Origin of the sequence: Embleya sp. NPDC020630, from assembly GCF_044334985.1 — a bacterium.
GTDB lineage: Bacteria > Actinomycetota > Actinomycetes > Streptomycetales > Streptomycetaceae > Embleya.
Genome location: NZ_JBIRUB010000002.1, coordinates 236,524 through 255,706 on the forward strand (window position 1 = coordinate 236,524; position 19,183 = coordinate 255,706).

The 19,183-nt window shown below is 73.3% G+C and carries 15 protein-coding genes; 10 read left to right on the plus strand and 5 right to left on the minus strand.

The features are described 5' to 3' along the window. Positions 1-12: 12 nt before the first annotated feature. On the minus strand, positions 13-690 hold the full coding sequence (locus tag ACH4XV_RS07225) for a LuxR C-terminal-related transcriptional regulator (RefSeq protein WP_380005324.1): 678 nt from the start codon (positions 688-690) through the stop codon (positions 13-15). Further along, positions 687-1,946 carry a PspC domain-containing protein gene (locus ACH4XV_RS07230; protein ID WP_395787368.1) on the minus strand — a complete coding sequence of 420 codons (1,260 nt, stop codon included), beginning with the start codon at positions 1,944-1,946 and terminating at the stop codon, positions 687-689. Before ACH4XV_RS07230 ends, ACH4XV_RS07225 begins: the two co-directional genes overlap by 4 nt. A gap of 133 nt (positions 1,947-2,079) precedes the next feature. On the opposite strand from ACH4XV_RS07230, the gene ACH4XV_RS07235 reads away from it, so the two are divergent. Both ACH4XV_RS07235 and ACH4XV_RS07240 read left to right on the plus strand, forming a co-directional pair. Further along, positions 2,080-3,375: a PspC domain-containing protein gene (locus ACH4XV_RS07235; RefSeq protein WP_395787370.1), complete on the plus strand. Its 1,296-nt coding sequence runs from the start codon at positions 2,080-2,082 to the stop codon at positions 3,373-3,375. 493 nt (positions 3,376-3,868) lie between these two features. Beyond that, the gene (locus ACH4XV_RS07240; RefSeq protein ID WP_395787372.1) at positions 3,869-4,534 is read left to right on the plus strand and encodes a hypothetical protein; all 666 of its coding nucleotides are present in this window, start codon (positions 3,869-3,871) and stop codon (positions 4,532-4,534) included. Positions 4,535-4,965: 431 nt separating this feature from the next. Here ACH4XV_RS07240 and ACH4XV_RS07245 read toward each other — a convergent pair whose 3' ends face one another. Both ACH4XV_RS07245 and ACH4XV_RS07250 read right to left on the minus strand, forming a co-directional pair. Continuing rightward, complete coding sequence (locus ACH4XV_RS07245; protein WP_395787374.1) at positions 4,966-5,883, minus strand: glutathione S-transferase family protein; 918 nt, start codon at positions 5,881-5,883, stop codon at positions 4,966-4,968. 40 nt (positions 5,884-5,923) lie between these two features. Further along, positions 5,924-7,543, minus strand: a complete 1,620-nt coding sequence (locus ACH4XV_RS07250; protein ID WP_395787376.1) for a M23 family metallopeptidase — start codon at positions 7,541-7,543, stop codon at positions 5,924-5,926. A gap of 225 nt (positions 7,544-7,768) precedes the next feature. On the opposite strand from ACH4XV_RS07250, the gene ACH4XV_RS07255 reads away from it, so the two are divergent. The 6 genes from ACH4XV_RS07255 (at position 7,769) to ACH4XV_RS07280 (ending at position 15,986) form a co-directional block, all read left to right on the plus strand. After that, positions 7,769-8,179 (plus strand): cobalamin B12-binding domain-containing protein, encoded by a 411-nt coding sequence (locus tag ACH4XV_RS07255; RefSeq protein ID WP_078975670.1) that lies wholly within the window; start codon positions 7,769-7,771, stop codon positions 8,177-8,179. A gap of 99 nt (positions 8,180-8,278) precedes the next feature. Then, positions 8,279-9,595, plus strand: coding sequence for an SWIM zinc finger family protein (locus tag ACH4XV_RS07260; RefSeq protein WP_395787379.1), 1,317 nt, complete (start codon positions 8,279-8,281; stop codon positions 9,593-9,595). 148 nt (positions 9,596-9,743) lie between these two features. Beyond that, positions 9,744-11,222 (plus strand): DUF5691 domain-containing protein, encoded by a 1,479-nt coding sequence (locus ACH4XV_RS07265; protein ID WP_395787381.1) that lies wholly within the window; start codon positions 9,744-9,746, stop codon positions 11,220-11,222. 212 nt (positions 11,223-11,434) lie between these two features. Then, a complete protein-coding gene (locus ACH4XV_RS07270; RefSeq protein ID WP_395787383.1) occupies positions 11,435-12,547 on the plus strand; it encodes an AAA family ATPase in 1,113 nt (370 codons plus the stop codon). Continuing rightward, positions 12,547-14,826 carry a DUF5682 family protein gene (locus ACH4XV_RS07275; protein WP_395787384.1) on the plus strand — a complete coding sequence of 760 codons (2,280 nt, stop codon included), beginning with the start codon at positions 12,547-12,549 and terminating at the stop codon, positions 14,824-14,826. The genes ACH4XV_RS07270 and ACH4XV_RS07275 overlap by 1 nt, the downstream gene beginning before the upstream one ends. Beyond that, positions 14,823-15,986 carry a VWA domain-containing protein gene (locus ACH4XV_RS07280; protein ID WP_395787386.1) on the plus strand — a complete coding sequence of 388 codons (1,164 nt, stop codon included), beginning with the start codon at positions 14,823-14,825 and terminating at the stop codon, positions 15,984-15,986. Before ACH4XV_RS07275 ends, ACH4XV_RS07280 begins: the two co-directional genes overlap by 4 nt. A 55-nt stretch (positions 15,987-16,041) precedes the next feature. Here ACH4XV_RS07280 and ACH4XV_RS07285 read toward each other — a convergent pair whose 3' ends face one another. Further along, complete coding sequence (locus ACH4XV_RS07285; protein WP_395787388.1) at positions 16,042-16,662, minus strand: Uma2 family endonuclease; 621 nt, start codon at positions 16,660-16,662, stop codon at positions 16,042-16,044. 405 nt (positions 16,663-17,067) lie between these two features. Between ACH4XV_RS07285 and sucC the strand changes: the two genes are divergently transcribed. Next, positions 17,068-18,243 (plus strand): ADP-forming succinate--CoA ligase subunit beta, encoded by a 1,176-nt coding sequence (gene sucC, locus ACH4XV_RS07290; protein WP_078975664.1) that lies wholly within the window; start codon positions 17,068-17,070, stop codon positions 18,241-18,243. A 16-nt stretch (positions 18,244-18,259) separates the two neighbouring features. After that, positions 18,260-19,144, plus strand: a complete 885-nt coding sequence (gene sucD, locus ACH4XV_RS07295) for a succinate--CoA ligase subunit alpha (protein ID WP_126637535.1) — start codon at positions 18,260-18,262, stop codon at positions 19,142-19,144. The last annotated feature ends 39 nt before the right edge of the window (positions 19,145-19,183 follow it).

Below are 19,183 nucleotides of genomic sequence, written 5' to 3' on the forward strand. Positions count from 1 at the left end.
GACCGCGACCGGTCAGACCAGTCGCCGATCCGTCGCCCAGCGGGTCAACTCGTGCCGGTTGGACAGCTGCAACTTGCGCAGCACGGCGGAGACATGGGTCTCCACCGTCTTGACCGAGATGACCAGTCGGCGGGCGATCTCCTTGTAGGCGTAGCCGCGCGCGATCAGCCGCAACACCTCGCGCTCGCGCTGGGTGAGCCGGTCCAGGTCCTCGTCGATCGGCGGCACGTCGGTGGCCGCGAACGCGTCCAGTACGAAGCCCGCCAGGCGCGGCGAGAACACCGCGTCGCCCTCGCCGACCCGGCCGATCGCGCGGATCAGCTCGTCGCCGGTGATCGACTTGGTCACATAGCCCCGGGCGCCGCCCCGGATCACCCCGATCACGTCCTCCGCGGCGTCCGACACGGACAGCGCCAGGAAGCGCACCGCCGGGATCAGCGACGCGCACCGGCGCAACACCTCGACCCCGCCGCCGCCGGGCAGGTGCACGTCGAGCAGAACCACCTCGGGGCGGGTCTCGGTGACCACGGCCACCGCGCTCGCCACGTCGTCGGCCTCGCCGACCACCTCGACCGCTTCGCCGATCTCGGCGCGCACGCCGGTGCGGAACATCCGGTGGTCGTCGACGAGGACCACCCGGGTGCGGGGCGTGCCCTCGACGGGTGCGCTACTCGTCTCGGTGGTGTTCACGTGTTCGTCCTTCCCACAGCGGACCGGCCGGCGTCGGCGCGGCGCATCTCCAGCTCGACCTCGGTGCCCTCGCCGGGTTCGCTGCGGATGTTCGCGGCGCCCCCGTTGCGGCGCATGCGCCCGAGCACGGACTCTCGCACACCCAGCCGGTCGGCGGGTACGGAGTCGGGGTCGAAACCGGGCCCGCGGTCGCGGACGAACACCGTGACCGTGTCCTCGTCGGCCTCGCCGAACACCGAGATCGCCGCGCCGCCCGCGTACTTCGCCGCGTTCACCATCGCCTCGCGCGCGGCGGCGATCAGCGCGGAGAGCCGGTCGTCGACCGGGCAGTCGCCCACGCACACGATCTCGATCGACACCCCGTGCGCGTCCTCCACCTCGGCGGCGACCCCGCGCAGCGCGGCGGCGAAGGTGCGGTCCGGCTCCTCGCCGTCGGGGCGGTACAACCAGGCCCGCAACTCGCGCTCCTGCGCCCGTGCCAACCGGGCCACCTCGCGCGGGTCCTCCACCTGGCGCTGGATCAGGGTCAGCGTGTGCAGCACCGAGTCGTGCACGTGCGCGGCCACCTCGGCCCGCTCCTGCGCCCGGATGCGGGCCCGGCGCTCGGCGCCCAGCTCGCGGGTCTGCCGCAGCAGATACGGGCCGAAGATGACCAGCAGGCCGACCAGAAGCAGGCCCGCGCCGCGCATCGCGGCCAGCGCGTCGCCGATACCGCCGCGGCCGAGCGAGAAGAAGATCAGGCCCGCGACCACCAGCGTGGCGCCGATCAGGGCGCGCAGCCAACCCGCCACCCGGCTGCGCCCGTCCAGCGAGAACCAGCGCTGCCGCTGCGACTCGTCGGCCTGACGCCACAGCAGGATCACCCCGGGCCCGGCCACGAGCAGCGGCCACAACCAGTCGCCGGAACCGGCGTCGGTGTCGGTCCCGAGCCCGGTGAGCATGGTCGCCGCGATCAGCACGATGATCAGCGCGAGCGCCTGATGCCGCTCCCGGCCGCGCTCGCGGCTCGGCGGGGCGGCGTCGGTCACGCTCTGCGGTACGAAGATCCAGAAGGCCGCGTACAGGACCACGCCCAGGCCCGCGAAGAACGCGAGCGCGACGAAGGCGACGCGCAGCACCACCACCTCGACGCCGAGATGCTCGGCCAGGCCGCGCGCGACGCCGCCGGCGAACCGGTGGGACGCGGCGCGGCGGAGCTTCGGCGTCGGGTACGCGGGCCGGTTCGGCGCGGCGGGGGGCGGATATACGGCGGTCACACGACCGATCGTCACACGCCGGCAAGCCGGGGCGCATCAGGGCCCGACCCTGATTCCCCCTCAGGGTCGGACCAGGGGTCGACCAGGGCGGAGCCCGATGGGAACGGGGCCGTGCGCACGCCACGATGGACCCATGAACGACGACATGAAACCCGGTGTCTCGGCCGGCGACCGGGCCGGCGACGTCCCGGGCGGCCCTCCGGGGTCGTCCGCGGCGCCCACGACGACCACTCGACCCCAACTTCTGCGCAGCGTCGACGACCGCATGGTCTCCGGCGTGTGCGGCGGGCTCGGCGAGCATTTCGGCCTCGATCCGGTGATCTTCCGCATCGTCTTCGCGGTGCTGTCGCTCTTCGGCGGGGTGGGCGTACTGGTGTACAGCCTGGGCTGGCTGTTGATCCCGGCCCGTGGAGAGGAGCAGCCGGTGCTGCGCCGGGTGCTCTCCGGGAAGTTCGACCGCGGGGCGACGGCCGCCACCGTGGTCGCCGTGATGGGGGTCGCCTTGTTCTTCACGTACCTGGACTCGGGCTTCGGCCCGTCGGTCCCGCTGATGATGATCACCGCCGTGGTCCTGTTCATGGTCTGGACCGACACGAAACGCAGGTCCGAGGCCGCCGCGCGCACGGTGGGGGTCGCGGCGATGGCGAGCGCTCCCGCGCCGGTCGACACCGTCCCGGCCGGCGACACCGCGCCGGGACCGCCGATGTGGTGGCAGGTGCCCGGTGGCGGCTCGGCGCCGGAGGGCGGGAAGCCGCCCGCGAAGCCGGTCGCGGCCGACGAGCCGGAGAAGGGTGCGAAGCGTCCGCGCTCGTACGTGGCGCTGGCCACGCTGTCCGTGGCCACGATGGTCGGCGGCCTGCTGTGGGTGCTCAACCGCAGCGACGCGGTCGAGGTGACGTTCACCGTCGCGGTGGCCATCGTGCTCGGCGTCGTCGGTCTGGGCCTGATCGCGGGCACCTGGTTCGGCCGGGCCCGGCTGCTGATCCTGCCCGCCCTCGCGCTCACCGCGCTGCTCGCCGGGCTGACCGCGATCACCGTGCCGCTGACCGGGCCGTGGGGGGAGCGCACGTACACGCCGACCTCGGTCGCGGCGCTGCCCGCGTCGTACCACCTCGGCGGCGGCGACCTGGACCTGGACCTGCGCAGCCTCGACCTTGGGCCGGCCCGCGCGGCGACGGTCAAGGCCACGGTGGGCGCCGGGCAGATCCAGGTGTGGGTGCCCAAGGACGTCAGGGTGGTGTTCAAGGGCCGCTCCGACGTGGGCGACGTGCGCACGACGAGCGGGCGCGACGACGGCTGGCGGCCGGACCGGAGCGAGACGCTGGAGCCGATCGCGCAGCCGGAGCGCGGCACGATCACGCTGGACCTGAAGGTCGGCGTGGGCCAGGTGGAACTGCTGTACGACGACCACGGACGGCTGCCGCGATGAGCACGACACCGAGGAACGGCGTGACCCGGATGGAGGGCGAATCCCGATGAGGACGAACAGGCAGCGCTTCGACCCGATGGCCCTGATCGCGGGTGTGGTGTTCACCGGCATCGCGTTCGCGTATCTGCTGCGGGCGGGCGGTCACGCGCTGATGAGCCCCGAATGGTCACTGGCCACCGCGGCGATCGGGGTGGGCCTGGCGGGCCTCGCCGGGGCCCTGTGGTCGATGTTGCCGACCGGCCGCTCCGACGCGCCCGCGCCGCCGGCCCGGTTCTTCGCGCCGGTGGCGCCGCCGGAGCCGGGCGGCACGGCGTTCGTGGGCCGAGACGGACACGAGGAGCACGTAGGCCCACTCGGCGAGAACACCGGAACGAACCCGAATCCGAACCCGAAAACCGGATCCGACCCCGAGCCCCGTCCGACAGCCGCCCCCGGGACCGCCCCGGACCCGACAACCCGCCCAGGCCGGCCGCCCCACCCCGAGACCACCACGGTGCTGGGCACGGACATCGAGCCCGGCATCGAGGCCGGAACCACCTCCGTGACCGGCGCCGAGACCGGGGCCGCCTTCGGGACCGGCGCCGAGACCGGGGCCGCCTTCGGGACCGGCGCCGAGACCGGGACCGCCTTCGGGACGGACGCCGACCTCGAGACCGGCGTTGAGATCGGCACCGACTCCGGGACCGGTGCCGAGTCCGATATCGAGGCCGGGGCCGGCTTCGGGCCGGACGCCGAGTCCAGCGTCGAGGATGGGGCCGACCTCCGGACGGATATCGAGTCCGACGTCGAGATCGGGACGAGCTTCGGGACTGGCGCCGAGTCCGACACCGAGACCGGGACCTGCCTCGGGAGGGATGTCGAGTCCGGCGGCGAGATCGGGACGGTCTTCAGGACTGGCATCGAGACTGGCGCCGACCTCACGACTGACGTCGAGACCGACACCGAGACCGGGGCCGGCGTCGAGGTCACATCCCGTGCCGGGGCCGGGAGTCATGCCGAGGTCGGGGCGGAAGACGAGACAGAGATCTCGGCCGTGATCGAAGCGCCGGCCGAGCCGGACTCACCGGCCGGATCCTCGGCCGCTCCGGCGGCTGCCTCCCCGGCCGCGTCCGAGGGCGGCTCGGACGGCACCCCGCCGCCCGTCGACCCGACCAAGTAGCCGACGCCGGTGGCCGATACGACGAGGGGGCGGGTGGGCCGACTTCCCACCCGCCCCCTCGCGCGTACGCGGCGGGCACTGCCCCGGGTCCGCACCCGCTACCTCCGAGCCCGCCCCTCTGCCGCTTCGCGCCCGCGCCTCGGTTCGGCACCGCGCCCCGCACCTCCGCGCCCGCGTCTCCGCGCTGCCCCGTCCGCGCCCGTTCCCGCGCGCCGAGCCGCGTACCGCGTCCGCGCGCGGCACGCGCGGCGTCCGGTATCGCGTTCTCGCGCCGCGCGCCCTGCGCCATGCGCTGCGCCCCACGTCCCGCGTCTTCGCATCACTCGCACCTCCGCGCCCGTTCCCGCGCGCCGAGCCCCGTACCGCGTCCGCGCGCGCCTCGCGCCTCGCGTCACGCCTCCGCGCCCCCGCGCCGTGTGTCGCGGGTGTGCTCAGCCGCGGTCGTGTGGGGTGTGCCACAGGGCCGGGTCGGGGCCCTTCGGGACGATTCCGGTTGGGTTGATCGCGTTGTGTGTGACGTAGTAGTGGCGCTTGATGTGGTCGAAGTCGACCGTGTCCCCGAAGCCTTCGGTCTGGAACAGGTCGCGGGCGTAGGCCCACAGGACCGGGTACTCGGTCAGCTTGCGCAGGTTGGTCTTGAAGTGGCCGTGGTAGACCGCGTCGAACCGGACCAGCGTGGTGAACAGCCGGATGTCCGCCTCGGTGATCGACTCGCCGACCAGGAAGCGCTGCCCGGCGAGCCGCTTCTCCAGCAGGTCCAGCCGGGCGAACAGCGCGTCGAACGCCTCCTCGTAGGCGTCCTGCGAGGTGGCGAACCCGCACCGGTACACGCCGTTGTTCACGTCCCGGAACACGTCCGCGTTGATCGCGTCGATCTCCGCGCGCAGGTGCTCGGGGTACAGATCGGGCGCGCCGGCCCGGTGCAGCGCGGTCCAGCGGGTGGAGAGGTCGAGGGTGATCTGCGGATAGTCGTTGGTGACCACGTGCCCGGTGGTCAGATCGATGATCGCGGGTACGGTCACCCGACCGGCATAGGTGGGGTCACTGGCCCGATAGGCGTCGGCGAGGAACGCCAGCCCCGTCGCCGGGTCGCGTCCGTCGGGGTGGTTGGTGAACCGCCACCCGCGCTCGTCCCGGATCGGGTCCACCACGGACAGGCCCAGTGCGTCCTCGAGCCCGAGCAGTCGGCGGACGATGATCGCCCGATGCGCCCACGGGCAGGCCAGGGACACGACCAGCTGATATCGCCCGCGCTCCGGCTCCGGCCGCCCGGTGAACCGGTTGGCCTGTCGGACGAATTCGCCACGGTTGCCGGTCTCGGCGGTGAACTGCGCCTCGGATGAGCTCATCCGTCCACGATAGGTCCCGGATCCCCGCCGCGCGCCGCGCTCAGGTCGGGTCGAGGCCGTTCGCCCGCAGCCAGGGCAGCGGGTTGATCGGGGCGCCGCCGCCGGGGCGGACCTCGAAGTGCAGATGGGGGCCGGTGCTGTTGCCGGTGTCGCCGCTGTAGGCGATCACGTCGCCCGCCTTGACCGGGCCGGAGCGGATCTTGGCCCGGGTCAGGTGGCAGTACCAGGTCTCGGTGCCGTCCTTGCCGGTCAGGATCACCATGTTCCCGTATGCCGTGTTCACCTGCGTGCGCACCACACCGTCCATCACCGCGAGCACCGGGGTGCCCAGGTCCACCGGGAAGTCGATGCCGGTGTGGGTGTGCGCCCAGCGCGAGCCGGAGGAGCCGAAATAGGCGCTGAGGCCCTTCTGGGCGACCGGGAGCACGTACTTGGGCCTGAGGGACTCCCGGCGCTTGCGCTCGGCTTCCTGGTCCTGCTGGGCCTGTTCCTGGCGCTCCTGGAGCGAGACCCGGGTCTGCGCGCGACTGGCGCGCTCGGCGAAGTCCTCGGCGCCGACCTGGAGATCCACCAGTTGTTTGTCCATCGGCGACATCAGCGGCAGGTCCTCGCCGCCGGCCACCGGGTCCGCGTCCTTGGTCTCGGCGCCCGCGGTGTGCAGGCCGCCGACCGCCGCGACGGCCATCGCCGCCGCGCCCATCACCGCGAGCGGGGCGCCGGCGGTGAGCGGAAACGCGCGTTTGCGCTTCACCCGGGTCTTGTCGGCGGGCTCCTTGGCTTCCTTGGTCTCCTTGGCGGCCTTGACCTTCGGCTTCCCGGCCGGCTCGGCCCGCCGCTCGTCGCGCGCGTCGTCCGCGTCGGCCCCGGTGTCGGTGTCGGTGTGGGCCGGCACGCTGCGGTCATGGTCGTCGACATCGAACGCGGGCTCGACCGGCGCACGGGTGGTGCCGTCGTCGAACAGGTCCGTCGCCGAGCGGTTGCCGCCCGACCACCTGTCGGCGTCGTCGCGCACCGGGACGGGGGAGTACCAGGTGTCGGATTCCCACGCGGCGGTGTCCGAAGCGGCGTACCACATACCGGTGTTCGAGCCGCCGTCCCACGCGGGGTCGACGTACGGGCCCGGCGCCGGATCCTGCACCGCGGTGTCGGCGACCGCCCAGGTCTGGGTCTGCGTGCCGTAGCCGGTGTCCTGGATCGCCGAGTAGCCGTAGGCGCCGGTGTAGTCCTCCGACGAGCCGTTGCCGTAGCCGTCCTGCCCCGGCACCTGGACGTATCCCGAGGCGTCGTAGGCGGGTTGGTACCCCGAGGCGTCGTAGCCGCCCGTGCCCTGGCCCGTGGTGTCGTAGCCGACGGCGGAGTACTGGGTGCCGGAGTGGTCGACGGCGGCGTACCCGCCGGATGCGTAGCCGGTCGCCGCGGGGTAGCCGGTGCCGGTGTCGTATCCGTCGTACGCGGGTGCCGGTACACCCCAACCACCCGATGGGTCGACCGCGGGCCAACCGCCGCTCGGGTCGGCCGAGTAGGCGTTCGCGCCGTACCCGTAGCCCTGGTCGTAGCCGCCGTGGGCCGGGTCGGACGAGCCGTAGGGGGAATACGCACCCTCGGTGTCCGACCCGTGGCGAGCCTGCTGCTCCGCACTCGGGTAGCGAACGTCCGTCACCTACGTCGCCTTACGTCTCGGGGGTCGGTCGGAAACGGACTGTAGCTCCCTTGACGTTCACAGGACAATCCTCGCGATCGGAACCGCAGGTCAGGCGGCCGGGCGGGTGATGCGGTCCGCCTCGGCGGCACCCGTCCGGGCGGACGCCGTCGACCGCCGCCCGTGCGCCGACCGAGCGGGGGTTACGCTCCGGGCGAGGGCTTCGCTATGTACATGGAGGCAGTGATGGGTGTTCCCGGACCGATCAGGATCGTCGTGGCCAAGCCCGGGCTCGACGGACACGATCGTGGGGTCAAGGTGGTCGCGCGCGCACTGCGCGACGCGGGCTTCGAGGTGGTGTACACCGGGCTGCACCAGACCCCGGTCCAGATCGTCGAGACGGCCATCCAGGAGGACGCCGACGCGATCGGTCTGTCGGTGCTCTCCGGCGCGCACATGACGCTCTTCGCCAAGGTGATCGAACTGCTCAAGGAGCGCGAGGCCGAGGACATCCTGGTGTTCGGCGGCGGGATCATCCCGGAGGAGGACGTCCCCGAGCTGCGCCGGATCGGTGTCGCGGCGGTGTTCACCCCGGGCGCGCCGACCACCGACATCGTCGACTGGGTGCGCGCACACGTGGCGACCACCGCCGCCTGACCGGGCACTTCGCTCGGATCCGGACATTCGGCCCGGCGCGCTCCGCGGGTTCGACGGGCTCGCACACACGTGTCGGTGCGGGCCCGTACCGTGGCCGTCATGCAGCAACGGTGGACCGCGGAACGGGTGTTGGCACTGGCTCCCGACGCCGCAGCACGCACGGCCGGGAGCGCCCTCGCGAGACCGGAGTCGTGGTCGGCCACCGGTGCCTCGACGGCCGTCGGCGGTCCGATCTGGGGGTCGGGCGGCGGTGCGGCGGCCTACCGCACGGTGGTCGATCCCGCCGGTCCCACGGGACGATGTTCGTGTCCCGGGCCGGGCTTTCCCTGCGTACACGCCCTCGGCCTGCTGCTCCTGTGGGCGAACGATCCGGCCGCGGTGCCGGTCGGGGCGAGCGCGCCCGACTGGGTCGCCGCCCCGGCGGCCGGGCGGCGGGAGCGGGCCGGTCTGGCCGATCCCGCCGCGGCCCGGCGGCGGGCCGAGCGGCGGGCGGCCGAAGTCGCCGAGGGCACCGAGCGATTGCGCCGATGGCTGGCCGATCGGGTGCACCAGGGCCTGGCGGGCACCGAGCGTGAGGGATACGCGATGTGGGACGGCATCGCGGAGCGCATGGTCGACGCCAAGGCTCCGGGCCTGGCCGCCCGGTTGCGCGCGGCGGGCGCGATACCCGCGTCCGGGGCGGAGGGCTGGCCGGGCCGACTGCTGGAGGACTACGCCGAGTTGTGGCTGCTCCTGCGCGCCCACGAACACGTCGACGACCTGGATCCGTCCCTGGTGGCCGGACTGCGGGCGCGCATCGGCTGGACCGTGGACGCGGAGGACGTGCTGCGGGCGGCGCGGGCCGAGGGCACCGCGGTGCACGATCGGTGGCTGGTGCTCGGCAGCCGGGACAGCGTCGACGGCGGGCTGACCGAGCGGCGGATCTGGTTGCGCGGCACCGGGTCGGGCCGGCCCGCGCTGGTGCTGGCCTTCGGGCCGCAGGGGCGTGCGCCGCAGTTGGCGCTGCCCGTGGGGCGCACCATCGAGGCCGACGCGGCCTTCCACGACGACGCGGTGCCGCTGCGGGTGGCGCTGGGCGAGCGGACCGGTGAGCCGGCCGCCGGGGCGGAGCCGGCCGGGGTGGGGCCCGAGGAGGCGACCCTGGCCTACGCCGAGGCGCTGCGCCGCGAGCCCTGGCTGGAGGCGTGGCCGGTGGTGCTCGCCGACGTGGTCGCGGTGCCGGAGCCGATGGGGTGGCGGATCGCCGGCGCGGACGGGTTCTGGCTGCCGGTGGACCGGGCCCGGACCGGCGAACAGGCGCTGTGGCGGTTGTCCGCGATGTCCGGCGGCACGGGGCTGACCGTGTTCGGCGAGTACGGCGCGCGCGGATTCGTTCCGGTGACCGCGTGGCACGAGGGCCAAGCCGTGCCGCTGTAGTCGGTCCGCGGTGGCCGGTCCGCCGGCGGCGGCTCGCTGTGCCGTCTCGCTGTCATCGGTCCGCCGCCACCCGGCCCGATCGGGTCGGAGGATCGACGCCGTCGCCGACCTTCGGCGGCCGATCGCCATGTGTGGAAGGGGAGTTCGGATGCGGGTCGCGGATCCGGTGTGGGACGACCTGGTGTCGGCGGCACTGGTGGGCACCGGGCGGCGCAGGGCCGCGGAATGGCCCGCCGAGGGCGCGTTGGGCGAGTTGGCCGCGCGCGTGGACCGGACCGACGAGGCGGTGCGACTGCTCGACCTGGCGGCGATCGTGATGGTGCATCGGCGGGCGGGCCGACGGGCCCCCGCGGGCGCGCCGCCACAGCCGTGCGCCGAGGTGGACCCGCGACCGTCCGTGCCGGCGCCGGCCCGGGTGCGGCTGCGGATCCTGCTCGAAGGCGACGGGATGGACTTCCTGCCGGAATGGCTCGCCCTGGCCCGGACGGCCGGCATGCGGGCACCCGAGTCCGAACTGCCGGCCCTGTTGACCGCGGCCCGCTCGCGCACCGACCTGCGGGCGATCGTGGCCGAACTCGCCGGCCCGAGGGGGCGTTGGCTGGCCGGGCTCAACCCGGAGTGGGCCTGGCTGACCCGGATCGCGGCCGGGGATCCCGACGACCCGATCGACCTGTGGCGGCACGGCCGGTTCGGCGAGCGGCTGGCCGCGTTCGCGGTGTTGCGGGCGGCGGACCCGGACGCGGCCAGGGAGTTGCTGGCCCGGACCTGGCGGGCCGAACCGGCCGAGGACCGCGCGGTGTTCGTCGAGGCGCTGGGCACCGGGGCGACTGCGGGCGACGAGGCGTTCCTGGAGGCGGCGTTGGACGATCGGGCCAAGGTGGTCCGGGCGGCCGCGGCGCGACGCCTGGGCGCGCTGCCCGGATCGGCGTTCGTGGCCCGGATGAGCGCGCGCGGCAGGGCCTGCCTGCGGCCCGACGGTGCGGGTCGGGTCCTTGTGGTGCCGCCGGGCGAGTGCGACGAGGCGATGGTGCGGGACGGCATCGACCGGTCCTCGCCGACCGGACGCGAGGACCACTCGTGGTGGCTGGGCGAGGTCGTCGCGGCCACGCCGCTGTCGGTGTGGCGGGAGGTGTTCGGGGCGAGCCCCGAGGAGATCACGGCCCGTGCGCTGCCGCGCCGGTTCGCCGAGGACGTCCGCGAGGGGTGGGCCCGCGCGGCGGTGCTCCAGCGCGACGTCGGATGGGCCCGGGCACTGGCCGGCCGCGGTGCGCCCACCCGCCTGCTCACCGTGCTGCCGCCGGCCGAGTGCGCCGACCACGTGGCCCGCCACATCGCCGCGCACGGCCTGTCCGAGGCCCTGCAACTGCTCACCAACTGCCCGACCCCGTGGCCGCTGCCCCTGGGCGACGCGGTCCTGGACGCCTTCGCCACGGCGGCCGACTCCGGCGCGTACCCCTGGAGCTTCAGCGGCGCCCGAGACGTAGCCGGCCGCGGCCTCGACCCCTCCCTGGTCACCCGCGTCGACACCCTCGCCCAAGGCGACGGCGAATGGCCAAAGGCCTTCCGCACCCTCGCCGAAACCCTCCGCTACCGTGCCGCGATGCGCGCGGAACTCCTCGGCACCTGAGCCCCACGGCACGTGCCGCGTCGACGCGGTGACCTTCGGCACGAGTGCGGGCCGGGCGGCTCGTGTGGTGGCCGGAGTCGTTCGGGGCGGAGATCGGGACCGGGTTCACGCCCGATCGTCGTTGACCCGTTCGGCGCGTCGGCGTGTCGGACCCGGGGGGCAGACTTGTCCCTGTTCGGGTTTGTTCGAGCGCTGGGGGAGCCGTGGTGGGCGTGTCTGCCGAATCGGGTGCGCAGGTCGATCAGGGTGTGCTTCGGGCGCACGCGGAGGACGCGTTCGCCGGGGAGTTGGCGGCGCTGGCCGCCGCCGACGAGCGACCCCGGCCGCCGCGGTGGAGATTGTCGCCGTGGGCGGTGGCCACCTACCTGCTCGGCGGCACGTTGCCCGACGGCACGGTGATCTCGCCCAAGTACATCGGGCCGCGCCGGATCGTCGAGGTCGCCGTCACCACGCTGGCCACCGACCGCGCGCTGCTGCTGCTCGGTGTGCCGGGCACGGCCAAGACGTGGGTGTCGGAGCATCTGGCCGCCGCCGTGTGCGGCGATTCCACGCTGCTGGTCCAGGGCACCGCCGGCACCCCCGAGGAGGCCATCCGCTACGGCTGGAACTATGCCCGACTGCTCGCGCACGGGCCCAGCCGCGCGGCCATGGTGGCCGGCCCCGTGATGCGCGCGATGAGCCGCGGACTGGTCGCCCGGGTCGAGGAGTTGACCCGCATCCCGGCCGACGTGCAGGACTCGCTGATCACCATCCTGTCCGAGAAGACCCTGCCCGTACCGGAGTTGAACGACGAGGTGCAGGCGGTGCGCGGGTTCAACCTGATCGCCACCGCCAACGACCGCGACCGAGGGGTCAACGAACTCTCCTCGGCCCTGCGCCGCCGGTTCAACACCGTGGTGCTCCCGCTGCCCGCGACCGCCGACGCGGAGGTGGAGATCGTCAGCCGCCGGGTGGCCCAACTCGGCTCGGGCCTGGAACTGCCGCCGGTGGCCGGTGCCGAGGCCGAACTGCGGCGTGTGGTCACGGTGTTCCGCGAACTGCGCGCCGGCCTCACCGAAGACGGGCGGACCAGGCTGAAGACCCCGTCCGGGCCGCTGTCCACCGCCGAGGTGATCTCCGTGGTCACCGGCGGCCTCGCGCTCGCCGCGCACTTCGGCGACGGTGTGCTGCGCTCGGCCGACGTGGCGGCGGGGATCCTGGGCGCGGTGGTCAAGGACCCGGCCGCCGACACCCTGGTCTGGCGCGAATACCTGGAGACCGCGGTGCGCCCGCGCGCCGACTGGCAGGACTTCTACCGGGCCTGCCGCGACGCGGACCCGGTCTGATGGCGCGGCCCCCGGCCGCGCGACCGACCCTGCTCGGCGTGCGGCACCACGGCCCCGGCTCGGCCCGGGCGGTCGGCGCCGCACTGGCCCGGCTGCGGCCCGACATCGTGCTGATCGAGGGTCCGCCCGAGGCCGACCCGCTGCTGTCCTTCGCCGCCGAGCCGGGCCTGCGTCCGCCCGTCGCGCTGCTCGCGCACGCGGTCGACGATCCCGCGCAGGCCGGCTTTTGGCCGTATGCCGACTTCAGCCCCGAGTGGGTGGCCATCACCCACGCGAGCGAGCACAACGTCCCGGTCCGGTTCATCGACCTGCCGGTCGCGGTGTCCTTCACCCTCGACCGGGCCCGCCGCGAGCGCGAGAGCGACGAGCCGGCCGATCCCGTGCCGCCCCCGGTGGACCCGATCGCCGCGCTGGCCCGACTGGCCGGTCGGGACGACGCCGAGCACTGGTGGGAGGACGTGATCGAGCACCGCCCGCCCGCCGACGACCCGCTGCGGCCGTTCGCGGCGCTCGCCGAGGCGATGGCCGCGCTGCGCGAGGACGAGCGGCCCGCCGTCGACCCGGGCCCGAGCGCCGAGCCCGACGTCGAGCGACTGCGCGAGGCGTACATGCGCCAGTGCGTCCGCTCCGCGCGCCGGGCCGGACACACCCGGATCGCCGTGGTGTGCGGCGCCTGGCACGTACCCGCGCTCGCCGACCCGCCCTCCGCCGCCGCCGACCGCGCGCTGCTCGCGCCGCACCGGGCCGCCGTCAAGGTCGAGACCACGTGGGTGCCGTGGACCCACCACCGTCTCGCGCAGAGCTCCGGCTACGGCGCCGGTGTCGCGTCCCCGGGCTGGTACCGGCACCTGTTCGACACCGCCGCCGAACCCGACCCGCTGCCCCGCTGGTTCGTCCGGATCGCCGGGCTGCTGCGCGAGGCGGGCCACCCGGTCTCCTCCGCGCATGTGATCGAGGCGACCCGCCACGCCGACGCGCTCGCCGCGCTGCGCGGACGACCGCTGGCCGGCCTGGACGAGACCCTCGAAGCGGTCCGCGCCGTGATGTGCGACGGCGTCACCGGGCCGCTCGCGCTGGTGCACGACGCCCTCGTGGTCGGCGACGTGATCGGCGAGGTGCCGCCGACGGTGCCCGCCGTACCGCTCCAGCGCGACCTCACCCGCGAGCAGCGCCGACTGCGGCTGCGGCCCGAGCCCGCCGCCCGCGAACTGGAACTCGACCTGCGCAAGGACTCGCACGCCGACCGCAGCCGCCTGCTCAACCGGCTCGCCCTGCTCGACGTCCCGTGGGGCGTGCCGGTCCCGGGCCGGGAGAGCCGGGGCACCTTCCGCGAGACCTGGCGCCTGGACTGGCAGCCGGAGTTGGCGATCCGGGTGGCCGAGGCGGGCGTGTGGGGGACCACAGTGGTCGCCGCGGCCGAGGCGCGCGCGAGCGACCTGGCGATCCGGGCCGAATCGCTCGCCGACGTCACCGAGGTCGCCGAACGCTGCCTGCGCGCCGACCTGCCCGACGCGCTGCCGGTGATCATGCGCGTGCTCGACCGGCGCGCCGCCCTGGACGCCGACGTCGGCCGGCTCGCCGAGGCGCTGCCGGGACTGGTGCGGGCGCTGCGCTACGGCGACGTCCGGGGCACCGACACCTCGGCGCTCGACACCGTCGTGGCCGGCCTGGTGGTGCGGATCTGCGTCGGGCTGCCCGCGGCCTGCGCCGGACTGGACCACGACGGCGCCGCCGCGATGCGCCGTCGCCTCGACGACGTGCACGCCGCCGTACAACTGCTCCCGGAGCGCCGACAGGACGAGTGGTACGCCACCCTGCGGCGGCTCGCCGACCGGGAGAACCTGCCCGGCCTGCTCACCGGCCGGGCCACCCGCCTGCTGCTCGACCGGGGCCGCCTCGCGCCGGAGGACGCCGCGCCCCGCCTGGCCCGCGCCCTCACCCGGGGCGCCCCGCATCGCGAATCGGCGGCCTGGATCGAGGGATTCCTGGCCGGCGGCGGCATGCTGCTGATCCACGACGAAGGACTCCTCGACCTGGTCGACGCCTGGATCACCGGCACCCCCGACGACCTGTTCGTGGAGATCCTGCCGCTGCTGCGCCGCACCTTCGCCGGCTTCGCCGCGCCCGAGCGCCGGCTGCTCGGCGAGCGCATCCGCACCCCGGCGCGGGCCGCCGTCCCGATCGCCACCGCCGAGCACTTCGACGGCGCGCGCGCCGACGCCGTACTGCCACTGCTGGCCGGGATCCTGGGCCTGGCACACCGGGAGGCGACCCCGTGACGAGCGAGGCCGACGACGAACGGCTGCGCCGCTGGCGCCTGGTACTCGGCGGCGAACCCGACGGCACCGGCCACGGGCTCACCGGCGACGACGCCCGGATCGACCAGGCGCTGAGCGCGCTGTACCGCTCCGAGACCCAGGCCCCGCGCGGCAGCCGCCGGGCGACCGGGCCGCGCGCCGGCGGCCTCGGTGCCTCCGCGCCGTCGGTGGCCCGCTGGCTCGGCGACATCCGCGCCTACTTCCCGGCGGGCGTGGTGAGCATCCTCCAGCAGGACGCGATCGAGCGGCTCGACCTGACCCGGCTGCTCCTGGAGCCGGAGATGCTGGCCGCGGTCGAACCCGACGTGCACCTGGTCGGCACCCTGCTCGCACTCACCGCGCTGATGCCCGAGGAGACGAAGGAGGCCGCCCGCGCGGTGGTCCGCCGCGTCGTCGACGACCTGGAGCGCCGGGTCGCGCAACGCACCACGAGCCTGGTCCGAGGCGCGCTCGACCGCTCGACCAGGGTGCACCGCCCGCGCCCGCGGGACATCGACTGGAACGCCACGATCCGGGCCAACCTCGGCCACTACCAGCCCGAGCACCGCACGATCGTGCCGGAGCGCCTGGTCGGCTACGGGCGCCGGCGGCACGGGGTGCACAGGGACGTGATCCTGTGCGTCGACCAGTCCGGCTCGATGGCGGCCTCGGTGGTCTACGCGTCGGTGTTCGGCGCCGTGCTCGGCTCGATGCACGCGCTGCGGACCTCGCTGGTGGTCTTCGACACGAGCGTGGTCGACCTGACCGACCGGTTGGGCGACCCGGTCGACGTGCTCTTCGGCACCCGCCTCGGCGGCGGCACCGACATCAACCGCGCGCTGACCTACTGCCAGTCGCTGATCACCCGGCCGACGGAGACGGTCGTCGTGCTGATCAGCGACCTGTACGAGGGCGGTGTGCGGGACGAGATGCTCCGCCGTGCGGCGAGCATGCAGGCCGCCGGCACCACCTTCGTCACCCTGCTGGCCCTCTCCGACGAGGGCGCCCCGGCCTACGACCACGCCAACGCCGCGGCCCTGTCCGCGCTCGGCACCCCCGCCTTCGCCTGCACCCCCGACCTGTTCCCGGAGGTAATGGCCGCCGCACTCCAGGGCCTGCCCCTCCCGGTGCCGGAAGCGTAGGAGTGGCCGGTACGTACTGTGAGCCTGCCGTTTCCGGCGCAGGTGTCACGGACGGTCAGTTCAACTTGGCGGTGTCCAGGGTGGGGAGGCCGTCGGGGAGTTGCACCTTCTCGCCCAGCTTGACCGGGTCGGCGACTCGGTAGTAGGACTCCTCTCCGCGATCGACCGGCTCCGAGTGGCAGATGGCGAGGCCCTTTTCCCGATCGATCAGGAGATAGACGGGGATGCCGGCGCGAGCGTAGGTACGGTATTTCTCCTCCCGATCGATCCGTGCGTTGCTCGGGGACGTGATCTCGCCGACGAGGTGGAGCATGCTCGCCGGGTACCAACCGTCGTGGCTGCTCCGATACGCCTCGTCCGCCTCGTTGGGGCGGCGGTAGGGGATTTCGAAATCCGGGATGAAGGCGCCGGTTACGTGTTTCTCCCCGGCGGGTTCCGAGCAGTACCCGTTGCCGATCAGAGCCGCGTCGATACCTGCCGCACGCAACTGCACGATCAGGTCGACCGCCCACCTGTTGTGCTCGGCGTTGGCCGGGGGCGCCATGTAGTAGTTCCTTTCGATGAACTCCACACGTACGCCGTCCGGGATCGGCAGTGCGGCGATGAAGGCGGTGGGACGGGTGGTGAAGTCGTCGAGTGTTGAGGCGATCGGTGACTCGTGTGCGAGCGCGGTCATCTCGGCTCCTTCGTCGGGATTGGCTTGCGCGTCCATCGTGGCCGTCCGTTCGTTCGTACGTCGGAGTTCCGGATAAGTGTGACTATCGACCATGGGGCGGGGACGTGGGATCGGCCACATCGGGTCGTCACGCTCCGTTCGGGTGTGTTCCCTGTGTCACGGTGGAACAGGCGTAAACGGGCGGATTCGGACGTATGGCGAAGCCGAGGTCCCGCGCCGCCCGCGGAATGTGACCCGGACCCTGGTTCGGCCCCCGCACTCCTGCCCGATAGCCTGCAAGGCGGATCAGCTACGCGTGCGGACGCCGTCCACCGGAACCGGGGGCGAGCCTGCCGGACCTGCGCGACGACGGACGCGGCTGCGCATGTTCCGCATATCCGATCGCGATCACAAGGACGGACCCGCGTGGACCTGTTCGAGTACCAGGCGAGGGATCTCTTCGCTAAGCACGGTGTGCCGGTTCTGCCCGGTGAAGTCGTCTTCACGCCGGAGGAGGCACGGGCCGCCGCCGAGCGCATGGGCGGCAAGGCCGTCGTCAAGGCTCAGGTGAAGGTCGGTGGCCGCGGCAAGGCCGGCGGCGTGAAGCTGGCCTTCAGCACCGACGAGGTCGTCGAGAAGACCGAGCAGATCCTCGGCCTCGACATCAAAGGCCACATCGTCAAGAAGGTCATGCTGGCCGGGCTGGCCAAGCCGGTGGACGAGTACTACGTCTCGTTCCTGCTCGACCGCACCAACCGCACCTTCCTCGCGATGGCGTCCGTCGAGGGCGGCGTCGAGATCGAGGTCGTCGCCGAGGAGAACCCCGACGCGCTCGCCAAGATCCCGGTCGACGCGATCGAGGGCGTGACCGAGGCCAAGGCCCGCGAGATCGTCGAGGCGGCGAAGTTCCCGGCCGAGCTGCACGACCAGATCGTCGCGACGCTCAAGACGCTGTGGACCGTCTTCGTCGAAGAGGACGCCACGCTCGTCGAGGTGAACCCGCTGATCAAGTCCGAAGAGGGCAAGATCATCGCGCTGGACGGCAAGGTCTCGCTCGACGAGAACGCCGACTTCCGCCACCCCGACCACGAGGCGCTCGAGGACAAGGACGCGGCCGACCCGCTGGAGGCGGCGGCCAAGGCCAAGGGTCTTAACTACGTCAAGCTCGACGGTTCGGTCGGCATCATCGGCAACGGCGCGGGCCTGGTCATGTCCACGCTGGACGTGGTCGCGTACGCCGGGGAGAACCACGGCGGCGTCAAGCCCGCCAACTTCCTCGACATCGGCGGCGGCGCGTCCGCCGAGGTGATGGCGAACGGCTTGGAGATCATCCTGGGCGACGCCGACGTCAAGTCGGTCTTCGTCAACGTCTTCGGCGGCATCACCGCGTGTGACGCGGTCGCGAACGGGATCGTGCAGGCGCTCGAACTGCTGAAGCAGAAGGGCGAGGCGGTCACCAAGCCGCTCGTCGTGCGACTGGACGGCAACAACGCGGAGCTGGGTCGGCAGATCCTGACCGACGCGAACCACCCGCTGGTCCAGCAGGTGGACACCATGGATGGCGCGGCCGAGCGGGCCGCCGAGCTCGCTGCCGCGAAGTAAGGGAGACCGACCCAGCATGGCTATCTTCCTGACCAAGGACAGCAAGGTCATCGTCCAGGGCATGACCGGCTCCGAGGGGATGAAGCACACCCACCGGATGCTCGCCTCCGGGACGAACATCGTCGGTGGCGTGAACCCGCGCAAGGCCGGCACCACGGTCGACGTGGACGGCACCGAGGTACCGGTATTCGGCACCGTGGCCGAGGCCATGGAGGCCACCGGCGCCGACGTCACCGTGGTCTTCGTGCCGCCGAAGTTCACCAAGGACGCCGTGGTCGAAGCGATCGAGGCCGGCATCGGCCTCGCCGTGGTGATCACCGAGGGCGTGCCGGTGCACGACACCGCGCAGTTCTGGGCGCTCGCCGGCGCCAAGGGCAACAAGACCCGGATCATCGGCCCGAACTGTCCCGGCCTGATCACCCCCGGTCAGTCCAACGCGGGCATCATCCCGGCCAGCATCACCAAGCCGGGCCGGATCGGTCTGGTGTCCAAGTCGGGCACGCTGACCTACCAGATGATGTACGAGCTGGCCGACATCGGCTTCTCGACCGCCGTCGGCATCGGTGGCGACCCGATCATCGGCACCACGCACATCGACTGCCTCCAGGCGTTCCAGGACGACCCGGACACCGACGCGATCGTGATGATCGGCGAGATCGGCGGCGACGCCGAGGAGCGTGCCGCGGCCTACATCGCCGAGCACATCACCAAGCCGGTCGTCGGCTACGTCGCGGGCTTCACCGCCCCCGAGGGCAAGACCATGGGCCACGCCGGCGCCATCGTCTCGGGCTCCTCGGGCACCGCGCAGGCCAAGCAGGACGCGCTCGAGGCCGTCGGCGTCAAGGTCGGCAAGACGCCGTCCGAGACGGCGCGCCTGATGCGCGAGATCATGGCCGGCTGACCCACCCGGTCACCGACGACGCCCCGCACCCCGCCGTTT